General features: G+C 72.8%; 9 protein-coding genes. 4 read left to right on the forward strand and 5 right to left on the reverse strand.

Annotated features, from left to right (window positions below):
- Positions 1 to 560: 560 nt before the first annotated feature.
- Together OO54_RS39925 and OO54_RS39930 are read left to right on the forward strand one after the other, a co-directional pair.
- Positions 561 to 1,730: a lycopene cyclase family protein gene (locus OO54_RS39925; RefSeq protein WP_033212411.1), complete on the forward strand. Its 1,170-nt coding sequence runs from the start codon at positions 561 to 563 to the stop codon at positions 1,728 to 1,730.
- 32 nt (positions 1,731 to 1,762) lie between these two features.
- Positions 1,763 to 3,331 carry an FAD-dependent oxidoreductase gene (locus OO54_RS39930; protein WP_033212414.1) on the forward strand — a complete coding sequence of 523 codons (1,569 nt, stop codon included), beginning with the start codon at positions 1,763 to 1,765 and terminating at the stop codon, positions 3,329 to 3,331.
- Positions 3,332 to 3,439: 108 nt separating this feature from the next.
- Here OO54_RS39930 and OO54_RS39935 read toward each other — a convergent pair whose 3' ends face one another.
- From OO54_RS39935 to OO54_RS46955, 4 genes are read right to left on the reverse strand one after another with little or no spacing between them, the layout of a single operon-like run.
- Positions 3,440 to 4,462 carry a Rieske (2Fe-2S) protein gene (locus OO54_RS39935; protein WP_033212416.1) on the reverse strand — a complete coding sequence of 341 codons (1,023 nt, stop codon included), beginning with the start codon at positions 4,460 to 4,462 and terminating at the stop codon, positions 3,440 to 3,442.
- On the reverse strand, positions 4,459 to 5,496 hold the full coding sequence (locus OO54_RS39940) for a phytoene/squalene synthase family protein (protein ID WP_078905609.1): 1,038 nt from the start codon (positions 5,494 to 5,496) through the stop codon (positions 4,459 to 4,461). Before OO54_RS39940 ends, OO54_RS39935 begins: the two co-directional genes overlap by 4 nt.
- Positions 5,493 to 7,028: a phytoene desaturase family protein gene (gene crtI, locus OO54_RS39945; RefSeq protein WP_033212418.1), complete on the reverse strand. Its 1,536-nt coding sequence runs from the start codon at positions 7,026 to 7,028 to the stop codon at positions 5,493 to 5,495. The genes OO54_RS39940 and crtI overlap by 4 nt, the downstream gene beginning before the upstream one ends.
- Entirely contained in the window at positions 7,025 to 8,212 is a 1,188-nt protein-coding gene (locus tag OO54_RS46955; protein ID WP_051787862.1) for a polyprenyl synthetase family protein, read from the reverse strand. Before OO54_RS46955 ends, crtI begins: the two co-directional genes overlap by 4 nt.
- 199 nt (positions 8,213 to 8,411) lie before the next feature.
- Here OO54_RS46955 and OO54_RS39955 point away from each other — a divergent pair, with 199 nt between their 5' ends.
- Together OO54_RS39955 and OO54_RS39960 are read left to right on the forward strand one after the other, a co-directional pair.
- Positions 8,412 to 9,146: a class I SAM-dependent methyltransferase gene (locus OO54_RS39955; protein ID WP_033212420.1), complete on the forward strand. Its 735-nt coding sequence runs from the start codon at positions 8,412 to 8,414 to the stop codon at positions 9,144 to 9,146.
- A 254-nt stretch (positions 9,147 to 9,400) separates the two neighbouring features.
- A complete protein-coding gene (locus OO54_RS39960) occupies positions 9,401 to 10,813 on the forward strand; it encodes an erythromycin esterase family protein (protein WP_033212422.1) in 1,413 nt (470 codons plus the stop codon).
- A gap of 458 nt (positions 10,814 to 11,271) precedes the next feature.
- On the opposite strand, the gene OO54_RS39965 is transcribed toward OO54_RS39960, so the two are convergent.
- Positions 11,272 to 11,538 carry an ArsR/SmtB family transcription factor gene (locus OO54_RS39965; protein WP_033212428.1) on the reverse strand — a complete coding sequence of 89 codons (267 nt, stop codon included), beginning with the start codon at positions 11,536 to 11,538 and terminating at the stop codon, positions 11,272 to 11,274.
- Positions 11,539 to 11,692 lie beyond the last annotated feature (154 nt).

The following is an 11,692-nucleotide window of genomic DNA, read 5'->3' on the forward strand; positions in this document are numbered from 1 at the left end:
TCTCCAGGAACGGGACCACGTCGTCCGGGCCCTCGGGGCCGCCGAAGGAGAGCAGCAGCAGGGCGTCGTACGGGGCGGGATCGTGCTGATCGGACATGGGGTGCATCCTCGCGGAGTGGTGAACGGCTCAATGTCGTGCTTCTCGTTCCGGCGCGTTCGGGATGCACTCCGCCACGGACGGGTCGGGTGAACGGTTCGCTCGTGCCTCGCCGCCACGACGTGCATCCGGCAGCGCGGTCGTCGCCGAACGTCTTCGACCGAGGAGCATGCGGCAATGCGTCGACGCCGGATCGCCGTGGGAGGCGCCTCCGCCGGCCGACGTCCTCGAAGCGATCCGGCGCGCCGGGCTCGACCCGGCGGACTTCCGCACGACCCGTCAGGACGGCGGAGACCCCGGCCGACGCCCGGTCCCCTGACACGCCGTGCCGACGCCGGACGCCGGCCCGTTGGTCCCCCTGGAGCAGCGGGGGATAGGCGAAGGAGCTCCGGGGGAACCCTGACCGCGGCATCGGACCCACCGGCCGGGGCGCTCGACGAGCCGACGAGAGGAGACGTGGCCCATGCACTGCGATGTCGTCGTCATCGGGGCGGGGGCCGCCGGGCTGTCGCTCGCGTGGCGGCTGCTCCGGCCTCCGCCCGGTGTCGACGTGCCTTCCGTGGTCCTGATCGACGCGCCCCCGGGCCCCCTCCGTCCACCACCGCGCACATGGTGCTACTGGGAGCAGGGACCCGGTGACTACGACGCCTGGCTCACGGCCTCGTGGAACAGCCTGCGGCTCCGGACGCCCGGCGGACCACCGGTCCGGCGGGACCTCGGCGGGCTGACCTACAAGATGCTCACCTCGGAGTCGTTCGGCCGGGCCGTGCGGCCGAGGCTGACCGGACTGCGCCTGATCGAGGCGGTCGCGGAAGGCATCACGGACCGACCCGACGGTGTCACCGTCTCCTGCCGCGCCGCCGACGGCACCGAGCGGCACGTCCGGGCGCGCTGGGCCTTCGACAGCCGCCCGCCGGCTTCCCGGCCGCCCGCCCGCGTCCGCCTCGTCCAGCACTTCCAGGGGTGGTTCCTCCGCACCGAGCGGCCCGCCTTCGATCCCCGCACCGTCGACCTCATGGACTTCCGCACCCCGCAGCCCCCCCACGGACTCTCCTTCGGGTACGTGCTTCCGCTGTCCGGCTGCGAAGCGCTCGTCGAGTACACCGAGTTCGGCAGGGAACCGCTGACCGATCACGCGTACGAGGAAGCCCTGAGGCACTACACGGGCTGCGTCCTCGGGCTCGGGGCGTTCGAGGTGGCCGCGGTGGAACGCGGACGCATTCCGATGACCGACGCCCGGCACGACCGTCGGGCGGGAACGAGCACCTTCCGGATCGGCACGGCCGGCGGAGCCGTACGCCCTTCCACGGGCTACGCGTTCGCCGCGATCCAGCGGCAGACCCGCGCGGTGGCGGCCCTCGTCCACTCGGGCCGTGTGCCGCTGCCCCCGGCGGCCTACCCGGGGCGCTCCCTCGCGATGGACGCCGTTCTCCTGCGCGGCATCGACACCGGCAGGCTCTCCGGGCCCGAGTTCTTCACCCGGCTCTTCGAGAGGGTCCCGGCCGAGCGCCTCCTCAGGTTCCTCGACGGCCGGACGAAGCCGTACGAGGAGTTCCGCATCGGATTGCACACCCCCGTCGTCCCCATGCTCCGCACCACGGCGGAGATCCCCTTCCTCGCCCGCCGCGCCTGAACCGGCGGGCCTGCCACGAGAGCGAGCCCAGGATGCGCTTCACCCGGTACGGCACCGCCCGGCGCGGCCGCGACCGCCAGGCGGTCGTCATCCCCGCGGCCGACGGATCGCGCCGAGCGGACGCCCGCCTCCGTCCCACCTGTTCCGTCGTCGGCGGCGGGATCGCGGGAATCGCGGCGGCCACGATCCTCGCCGAGCGCGGCGTCGACGTCACTCTCTACGAGCGCGAGCCCACCCTCGGCGGACGGCTCGCCGGCTGGCGGGACCGGCTGAGCGACGGATCCGAGGTGACCATGAGCCGCGGGTTCCACGCCTTCTTCCGCCAGTACTACAACCTCCGCGGTCTCCTCCGCCGGGTCGACCCCGGACTGGAACGGCTCACCGCGCTCCCCGACTATCCGCTGCGGCACAGCTCCGGCCTCTACGACAGCTTCGCCCGGGTGCCCCGGACCCCGCCGCTGAGCGCCCTCGGCTTCGTGGCGCTCAGCCCGAGCTTCGGCTGGCGGGACCTGGGCCGCATGAACGCCCGGGCGGCACTGCCCCTCCTCGACGTCCGGGTCCCCGAGGTGTACCGGCGTTACGACGGAGTCAGCGCCCGCGACTTCCTCGACGGCATCGGCTTCCCGCCGGCGGCGCAGCACCTGGCCTTCGAGGTGTTCTCCCGCAGCTTCTTCGCCGACCCCGGTCACCTGTCCGCCGCCGAGCTCGTCCTCATGTTCCACATCTACTTCCTGGGGTCCTCCGAGGGACTCCTGTTCGACGTGCCGGACGAGCCGTACCCGCAGGCACTGTGGGACCCGCTGGCCTCCTACCTGGAGGGACACGGCGTCCGCATCCTGACCGGGACCGGGGTCGAGGAGATCGCACCCGCCCCCGGGGACGGGCACGTCGTCTCCTCCCCGGCGGGTGCGCGGCACGCGGACGCCCTCGTGCTCGCCACCGACACGGGCGGGCTACGGACGATCGCCGAGGCGTCGCCGACGCTGTGCGACGCGCCGTGGCGTGCCAGGGTCCGCGCACTTCGCACGGCGCCGCCCTTCCTCGTCTCCCGCCTGTGGCTCGACCGGCCCGTGGACGCGCAGCGACCCGGCTTCCTCGGAACCAGCGGATACGGCCCCCTCGACAACATCAGCGTCCTCGAGCGCTGGGAGGGAGAAGCCTCCCGCTGGGCCGCCCGGACAGGCGGCTCGGTGGTCGAGCTGCACGCCTACGCGGTGCCCCCCGGGGCCGACCCCCGCGTCGTCTCCCGCGAGCTCGTCGCCCAACTGCACCGCGCCTGGCCCGAGACACGCGCCGCCGTGATCGTCGACCAGCGACACGAACTCCGCTCCGACTGCCCCCTCTTCGAGGTCGGAGGCCACCGCAACCGCCCCACCGTCCACACGCCGGACCCCACCGTCACGGTCGCCGGGGACCTCGTCCGTACGGAGTACCCCGTGGCCCTCATGGAGAGGGCCGCCACCACCGGGTTCCTCGCGGCCAACGCCCACCTGCGACGGTGGGGACTTCGAGGACAGACCCTGTGGACCGTCCCCGCCGCAGGGCGCTCGGGCGCCCTCAGGCTCCTCGCCCGGGTGGGCACGGCATCCCCGGCCGGCTGAACGGAAGTTACCGAACCGCCGAACGGCATCCCCGGCCGGCTGAACGGAAGCCACCGACCGGGGCCGTTCCGCCACACGGCCCGGAGCCCAGGGCCCCGACGCGGCACGTCACGAGCCCGGGAACCTCCCCGTGCTCCGCAGCTCCCAGCGGCGCTCCGCGTACGCCAGGTCGTCCCGCCACAGGCGCCCGGACGCCGACCGCAGCGCCGGCCGCAACAGAGGCGCCAACGACCGGGCCACCGCGAATCCCGGCCGGTGCGACGTCGCCATGACGGCCTCGACCACGGCCGTGCGCGGGCGTGCCGTTCTGTGGGGGGTCAACGGGGTGGCGTGGGTCTCGACCACGGAGCCCGCGCCCTCGCCCTCGGTGATCCGCATGGTGACGGTGCGGGGCTCCGGCGCCGTGAAGGCTGCCGTCACCGGCACCACGACACGACTGGAGAGCTTGAAGGAGACCCGGACGACCAGGGCGTCCTCCTCTTCGGGGGCACCGCCCTCCGGGACCGAGAGGACCTCCAGGTCCACGAAGGAATACGGATGCAACCAGGCGCCGTGCCACGGATCGAGACGGTTGGCGACGACGTCCTCCGCCTCGCAGACGCCGACGCCGGTGTAGACGGCCGCGACCGCCCGGTCCACCGGCGGCCGGGGTGGCACCACGGGCCGCTCCGTGGGCTCCTCCCCGCCGACGCGGTCCAGCCGCACCCACACCAGCACGCCGTCGTCGTGCACCGGCCAGGGTTCCCAGCCCGCGAACGGCGAGCCGTCCAGGGCCAGACCGTGCCAGCGGCAGATCAGGGTCCCGCACCGCACCACGCCGTCCTTCAGGGCGGCCCCGAGGTGGGGGCAGACACCCGGACCCGCGTGGAGACCGCCGTCGGCGTCCCGCCACAGCACCACCTCGATGCCCGCGACGGTCCTGCCCGCGGGCCGATCCGCGCGGATCCCCCGACTCGACCCCACGACGTACCAGTTCCCGGAAGGCCGGGACGACGCCCGCTTCAGCCCTGCGGCGATCTCCGCGGCGCGGGCCTGCCGCCACGTCGCTCGCTGCTCCTCCCACGGCACCGCCTGACGCCGGAACCTCAGCGGCAGAAGCGGCCGGTCAGTGCCGGTCGGTGGTTCCGTCACCTCGAATCCCCTCTCACCTGTTCATCGCCCTCCGCCCGGCCGACCGACGCGTGCGGCGCCACTTCTGCCTGCGCCCGTACCCCCAGGGACGGCGGACGCTCCGTGCGCAGCCCGGCGCGTGCCGCCAGCGCCCGCACGAGGCCGGGCAGGGCGATCGATGCCCGCCGGCGGGCACCCACCACGGCCCGTCGGTGCACCACCGCGTACCCCTCCCTCTCGATCACCGTCAGGATCTCCCGGTACAGCACGAAAGCGGTGCGCACACACGGAGCCGATACGGGATCGAGGAGGGCGATGCCGGGCTCCGCCCGGCGGTAGACGTCCTGGGTGAGGGCGGCGGCGTCACACAGGGCGGCCGTGATGCGCCGGTCGCGGCACCCGGTCCTCCGGCTCCACCGCAGCAGCTCCCGGTCGACGCCGGACGCGGCCAGCAGGTCGGCCGGCAGGTACACCCGGCCCCGGTCCAGGTCCTCCCCGACATCGCGGAGGAAGTTCGTCAGCTGGAAGGCGACTCCCAGCGCGGCCGCGTACGGCTCGGCCTCCTCCCGGGGGACGACGGTTCCGAGGACCGGCACCATCTGGAGGCCGATGACGGCGGCCGACCCGTGCATGTACGCGCGCAGATCGGCGTACGTCGCGTACTCCCGTACGAACAGGTCGCTGCGCATGGACGCGAGGAAGTCGTCGAAGTGCCGTGCGGGGATGTCCAGGCGTTCGCGGGTGTGCGCGGCCGCCGCCACCGCGGGGTCCGTTGTGGGCCTTCCGCGCAGCGCACCGCGCCATTCGGTCTCCAGCGCGTCCAGCGCCGCCGCCCGCTCGGCGGGCGAGGTGGAGGCCGTCTCGTCCACGATGTCGTCCGCGCGCCGGGCGAAACCGTAGAGGGCGTGGACCGCGCTGCGGCGTTCGAGCGGCAGGAGGCGCGTGGCGAGGAAGTACGTCCTCCCGTGGCGGGCGTTCAGCCTACTGCACTCCGCGTACGCCGCCCGCAGCGCCGGGTCGTGGATCCGGGCGGCGTCGAGCTCCCGGGCCGTCACGAGGTCTCCTGCGGACCGGTCGCGACGGGGACCGGGCGACGCGGATTCCTGCCGGGGGGTCCCGTGATCCGCTGCGCGGCCAGCTTTCCCGAGACGAGCACGGGGGGCACGCCGACGCCCGGTGTGGTCCCGCAGCCGGCGAGGACGACGTTCTCCGTTCCGCGGACCAGGTTGCGGGGGCGGAACGGCCCTGTCTGGGCGAAGGTGTGCGACACCGAGAAGGGGGTCCCCGCGGTGTGCCCCTGGGCGGTCCAGTCCGCCGGCGTCACGAGGCACTCCGCGTCGATCGAGTCACCGAACCCGTCGAGTCCCCGCCGTTCGAGTTCGGCGACGAGGGAGTCGCGGTAGGAGGGGCCGAGTTCACCCCAGCGAAGCCCACCGGGGCCGATGTCGGTGTTCGGGCAGGGGGCCAGGACGTAGTGGAGGTGACGGCCGTCCGGGGCCAGTGAGGGGTCGGTGGCCGTGGGCCGGGTCACGAGGAGCGACGGGTCGGTCATCAGCTTCCCGTTCCGGGTGATCTCCTCGAACGTGCGGGACCAGGCCGAACCGAACAGGAGCGTGTGATGCGCGAGCCCGGGCCACGTACGCGCCGTACCCGCGTGCAGGATCACCGCGCTCGGCGAGTGTCTGGTCCGGAGAGGCCGCCGGGGAGTGCGGCCCAGGAGGCGGTAGGCGAGGGGGAGTTCCGTGGTGAGGACCACGCTGTCGCACCGGATCCGCCCGTGCTCCGTCAGGACGGCGGTCACGCGCGCGCCCGAACGCTCCAGGCCGGTGACGCGCTCCCCGTACCGGATCCGGGCGCCGGCCCGACGGGCCGCTTCCGCCATCGCGGCGGGCACGGCGTGCATCCCGCCCCGGGGGAAGTACACCCCGGCCACGGTGTCCATGTAGGCGATGACCGCGTAGGCCGCGAGCGCGCGCGAGGGCGGCACCCCCGCGTAGAGGGCCTGGAAGGAGAACACGCGCCGCAGCCGTTCGTCCTTCAGGAAGGAACCGATCGCCCGGTCGAGTCGCCCCAGTCCGCCGAGCGCCGCGAGACGGGCGAGGTCGGGGTGGAGGAGCTGTACGGGCGAGTCGAAGTTCGCGCCGATGAAACGGCGCTCCTGGACCGCGTAGAGCCTGCTCAGCCAGGCACGCAGCCGGAGGTACCCGTCGGCCTCCCGGGCACCCGCGAAGCGTTCGACCTCGGCGGCCATGGTCCCGGCCTCCGTGTGGACGTCGACCTGGCTGCCGTCCCAGAACAGGGCCCTGTACGCCGGGTGCAGCGGTACGAGTTCCACCCGTTCGCTGAGGGACTCCCCGGCGGCCGCGAACGCCTCGTCCAGCAGGGCGGGCATCGTCAGGACCGTGGGTCCCGTGTCCACCTGAAAACCCTTCAGGTCCATCCTCCCGGCGCGCCCGCCGGGTCCCGCCTCCCGCTCTACGAGGGTGACCTCCCGCCCGGCGCCGAGCAGATGGAGGGCCGCCGACAGACCGGCGAAGCCCGCCCCCACGACGACCACGTGGTCCGTCCTCCCCGAAACCCGCCTCAACGGACTCCCCCCGTCACTGCCTCGCGCTGCCGGAGCGCCGGTCCGGCGCGGCGCGCGTCGTCCCCGTCCTGTTCCGGCCCGGCCGCGCCGGCGAGGGGGAGGCCGACGGCGTCGAGGAGCAACCGGACCAGCCGCTCGGTCGGCTCCGCGGCCAGGTCCGCCTGTCGGAGCGCGCCCACCGCACGCGCGGCCAGTTCCGCCACGCGGGCCGTGACGTGCGCGCGCGCACCGTGTGCCACGAGGAGGTCGAGTACGCGGCGCAGCTCGGCATCCGTGGCCGAGGGGCGGCCGACCACCGTCTCCAGCAGCTTCAGCCCCGCGGTGTCGCCCCGTCGCACGCACCGAGCGTGCCCCACGGCCAGGAGGTAGGTGGCCTTGCCCTCGCGGAGGTCCTCCCCGAAGGGTTTGCCGGTGTGCTCCGGACTGCCGAAGGCCCCTTGGAGGTCGTTCTGCAGCTGGAAGGCGATGCCGGCGCAGAGCCCGGCCCGGCGCAGTCCCCGGGCCGTCCGCTCGGGCGCCCCCGCCAGCAGGGCCCCGAGGACCAGGGGGTGCGCCGACGAGTAACCCGCCGTCTTCAGGACCGCCGTCCGCATGGCCCGCCGGGACGAGCGCGAGCCGGTCACCTGGGTGTGCAGGTCCAGGTACTGCCCGGCGACCATCTCGTTCCTCATCGCGCGCCACTCCGCACCCAGCGCGGCGGAGTGCGGAGTGCGGAGCAACGCCTCCGTGAACACGTCATCCGCCCAGGTCAGGGCGAGGTCACCCGCCAAAACGGCAGCCGACTTCCCGAAACGCGCTTCGGCCCCGTCGCGGCCGCCCGTCCGGTACTGGAGGGCGAGGGCGACGTGGAGGGCGGGCTCTCCCCTGCGGAGCCGCGAGCCGTCCATGACGTCGTCGTGAATGAGGGCACAGGTCTGGATCAGCTCCATGGCAGCGGCCGTGCGCAGGGCGGCGTAGGCCTCCTCCTGGCCGCCGCCCACTGCTCGCATGGACCACCACAGCAACTGGGATCTACGGCGCCGACCACCCGCCGTGAACGCGATCACCCGCCGCGCGAGGTCCGCCGCGTAGGTCGCCTCGACTGCCCGGGCCTCGGTGAGACGCTTTCGGAGCAGGCCGTCGAGCACGAGGTCCAGCGCGGCGGGGACATCCGCGTCGATGGTCGGTGGGTCGAGAGTGCGCATGGGACTTCCTTGCTGCCGTGGGTCGGGCAGTGCGGTATGTCTGGAGTTCATTACCGCCCGGGCGCGCGGATGCAGCAGGTCTTCGGCCATACGGACCCATTCCGCCGGGGCGCGGGGACACCGTGGGCCCCCTCGGCGTGCCCCGTGGTCCAGGCGTGCCCGATGCGACAACCTGGGGGCTTCTGCCGAAAGGGTGCTCATGGCCATGCTCCGTGACGGCGACCTCGCCGCTGCGTTCGACCACGCGTCGCCGACGTACGACCTCATGACCTCGGCAAGCCCGGGGTATGCCGCGCACCTCCGCCGGTCCGCCCGCCGTCTGGGACTTCCCGACGACGGTGCCGGACTCACCGTGCTGGACCTGGGATGCGGAACCGGCACTTCCACCAGGGCGCTTCTGCACGCGGCGCCACTGGCCACCGTCATCGGCGTCGACGCCTCTGCCGGGATGCTCGCGCGCGCTCGCGCCAAGACCTGGCCGGACGGGGTCTCCTTCGTCCACGCCCCGGTCGAGAGCATGGACGAGATCAAGGCGAACGGCTCGTACGACGCGGTGTTCGCCGCATACCTCCTGCGGAACGTCGTCGATCCCGACGCCGTACTGCGCGACATCCACGGCCTTCTCCGCCCAGGCGGCCGACTTTCCGTCCACGAGTACAGCCTCGGCCGGCGGCGCGACCGACTCGTCTGGAAGACCGTGGTGAACGCGTTCGTGCTCCCCTGGGCGCGACTGAACGGAAACGCCGCGCTCTATCAGCACCTTCACCACAGCGTGATGCGGTTCGACACGACGGATGCCCTCACCGGCCGAATGCGCCGCGCAGGATTCGAACGCGTGCGCTGCCTGCCGATGCCCGGCTGGCAGACGGGCATCACCCACACCTTCGTCGCCCAACGCCCCCGAGGCCGGTCCCCCCGCCTTCCTCAGCACTGACGGAGGGCACGTCGCGCCGCGCGAGCTGCCGTACCGCCGCCTCCGGAAGGGCCGCGCCACAGCAGCCGCCCCCTTGACGACAGCCATACTCCAGCCCTCGGAGACTGCCACGTGCTCCGTCAGCGGCTGTCCGCAGCGAAGACCGCGACCTTTTCTCTCCCCCCCCCGCACCTCGATGGGTGTAGCTGACTCCCGGGCCGATCGGGGGCGCACTGGATGGTTCGGGTCGCCCCCACGCGGCGAGAGTGAAGCCCATGAACACGCACAAAACCCTGCTCGCCGCCCTGCTCGTCCCGCTCGGTGCCACCCTGGCCATCGTCCCGGCCGCCTCCGCCGCCACTCCGCCTGCCCCGTCCACCGCATCGGTTTCCGCCGACGCCGCCGCGCCCGCCGGTCCGGAGGAGGCCGCGGCTGCCGTGTTCCGCTCTCCCGAGGCGGCCCTCGGCCGGGTGGCCCACCCGCTGCGCAGCACCGAGCCCCGCGGCGGCCTGGCCGACCTCCGCCCGTTCGGCCGGATGGTGGGTGACGCCCGGGTGGTGGGCCTGGGCGAGGCCACCCACAGCTCGCACGAGTTCTTCACCGTCAAGCACCGCATCCTGCGGTACCTGGTCGGGGAGAAGGGCTTCCGGGCCTTCGCGCTCGAAGCCCCGTGGAGCACCGGACTGCGGCTCGACGCCTATCTCCTGCGCGGCGACGGGGACTTGAAGCAGATCATGGACGAGGAGTTCCAGGGCGCCTACCAGTGGTGGAACAACGCCGAGTACCGCGACCTGCTCCAGTGGATGCGCGCGTACAACGTCAAACATCCCAAGGACCCGGTCCACTTCGTCGGTGACGACGGCGGGTTCGCCGGTGCCGAGCTGTACGACAAGGTGAGCGCCTACGCGGCCACGGCCCGCCCCGAACTCACCCCGCGACTCACCGAGCTGTACCGGGGCCTGCGGCCCGCCACCGACGCCGAGACGTACGTCAACGACTACCTGTCGAAGCCGATGGCCGAACGCAAGGAGCTCGCCGAGCGGACCGGCCGGGCGGTGGACCTGTTCAAGCGGCGGCCCGGCACGGGCGCCGGCGCCGACGCGCACGCCTGGGCCGTCCAGCACGCCACCGCCATCCACCAGATGACCACGCTGTACGCCTTCGACTGGGACGACCCCGAGGGCATCAGCGACGCCCTTCTCTACCGCGACCAGATCATGGCGGAGAACGTCACCTGGTGGCAGCAGCGGACCGGCGACAAGATCGTCCTCGCCGCCCACAACAGCCACATCGCCCTCCGGACCTACGCCCCCGCCACCTATCCGAAGGTCCAGGGCGAATTCCTCCGCGAGCGGCTGGGCGGCGGCTACCTGAGTGTCGGCCTCACCTTCGACCAGGGCTCGTTCAACGCCTTCGGCCCAGACGGCGGCGCCCACCGCTTCACCGTCGGCCCGGCCGCGCCCGGCACGGCCGAGCACACCCTCGACCGGGTACGGTACCGCGACTTCATGATGGACCTGCGCAACGCCCCGGCGCCGGCCCGCGCCTGGCTCGCCACGCCGCGCACCGTCAAGAACATCGGCGCCACCTACCCCGGGATCGCGGACGCCCCACAGATCCGGCTCGCACAGTCGCACGACGTCGTGATCCACCTCCAACGGGTGGAGGCGGCCCACATGCTCAAGTAGTGCCGGGCCCGCGTCCTGCGAGAGACGAGAAACGTCCTAGTCGTATTGACCTGGAGCGTTGTTGACGCGGGTGATGGGCGGGTGTCCGTCGAGGTGATCGGCGCCCCGTGGACGCGCCCGCACCGAGCCCCGTCCGGATCCCGTCCGGCGGGGCTTCCTGCTGTCCGAGCATGAGCGAGCGCCCGCCTCTCGGGGGATGTAAGACGGGCGCTCGCCATGTCATTCCACCGTCCGCCCCGATCTGGATGCGGTCCGGACCATCCGGTTTCAGGCTGGTCGACATGAGCGAGGAACAACCGCCGGTCGTCCACCTGCTCGATGAGCAGGGCGGACGGCGGGTCCGGACGGACGGAGAGCCCTCCGGCAGGGCCCCCTCCGTGACGGACGTGATCGAGTTCCTACGGCGCCCCGGCCGGCTCGACGTCGCGGGCGGCTGGAGGGAGTACCGGGTTGGGCCGTCACCGTGTGGGTGGAGGCACGTGTATTTCGGTGTCGGTGTGTCGGAGTTCGGTGAGGATGCGTCTTGCGGCGCGCAGGAGTTCGGCTACGTCGCCGCCGGCGAGGGCGTAGTTGACCGTGGAACCCTCACGGATGGAGATCACGATGCCGGAGGGTTCGATCGCGATCTCGTTGAGGAGTTCGCGTACAGGCACGGGGCCGTTCTGGAGCAGTTCCAGTACACGGATTCTGACGGGGTGTCCGAGCATGCGGAAGAACTCGGCCATGGCCAGGTTCGCCCGGCTCTTGTCCAGGACAATGTACAGGAACAGGCCGTTGCCACCGCGGCCCCTGAGCAGCCGGATGAGGTGGTACTGGCTGCCGAGGGTGATCAGCACATCCTCGATCTCCTCGTTGAGGCCCAGCAGCTCTATGGCGCGG

Origin of the sequence: Streptomyces wedmorensis (assembly GCF_000716445.1) — a bacterium.
Classification (GTDB): domain Bacteria; phylum Actinomycetota; class Actinomycetes; order Streptomycetales; family Streptomycetaceae; genus Streptomyces; species Streptomyces wedmorensis.

Excerpts from the sequence above, each read along its gene's own strand:
- OO54_RS39925 (WP_033212411.1), top strand. The coding sequence starts at position 561 with ATGCACTGCGATGTCGTCGTCATCGGGGCGGGGGCCGCCGGGCTGTCG.
- OO54_RS39930 (WP_033212414.1), top strand. The coding sequence starts at position 1,763 with ATGCGCTTCACCCGGTACGGCACCGCCCGGCGCGGCCGCGACCGCCAG.
- OO54_RS46955 (WP_051787862.1), bottom strand. The coding sequence starts at position 8,212 with ATGCGCACTCTCGACCCACCGACCATCGACGCGGATGTCCCCGCCGCG.
- OO54_RS39955 (WP_033212420.1), top strand. The coding sequence starts at position 8,412 with ATGGCCATGCTCCGTGACGGCGACCTCGCCGCTGCGTTCGACCACGCG.
- OO54_RS39960 (WP_033212422.1), top strand. The coding sequence starts at position 9,401 with ATGAACACGCACAAAACCCTGCTCGCCGCCCTGCTCGTCCCGCTCGGT.
- OO54_RS39965 (WP_033212428.1), bottom strand. The coding sequence starts at position 11,538 with ATGGCCGAGTTCTTCCGCATGCTCGGACACCCCGTCAGAATCCGTGTA.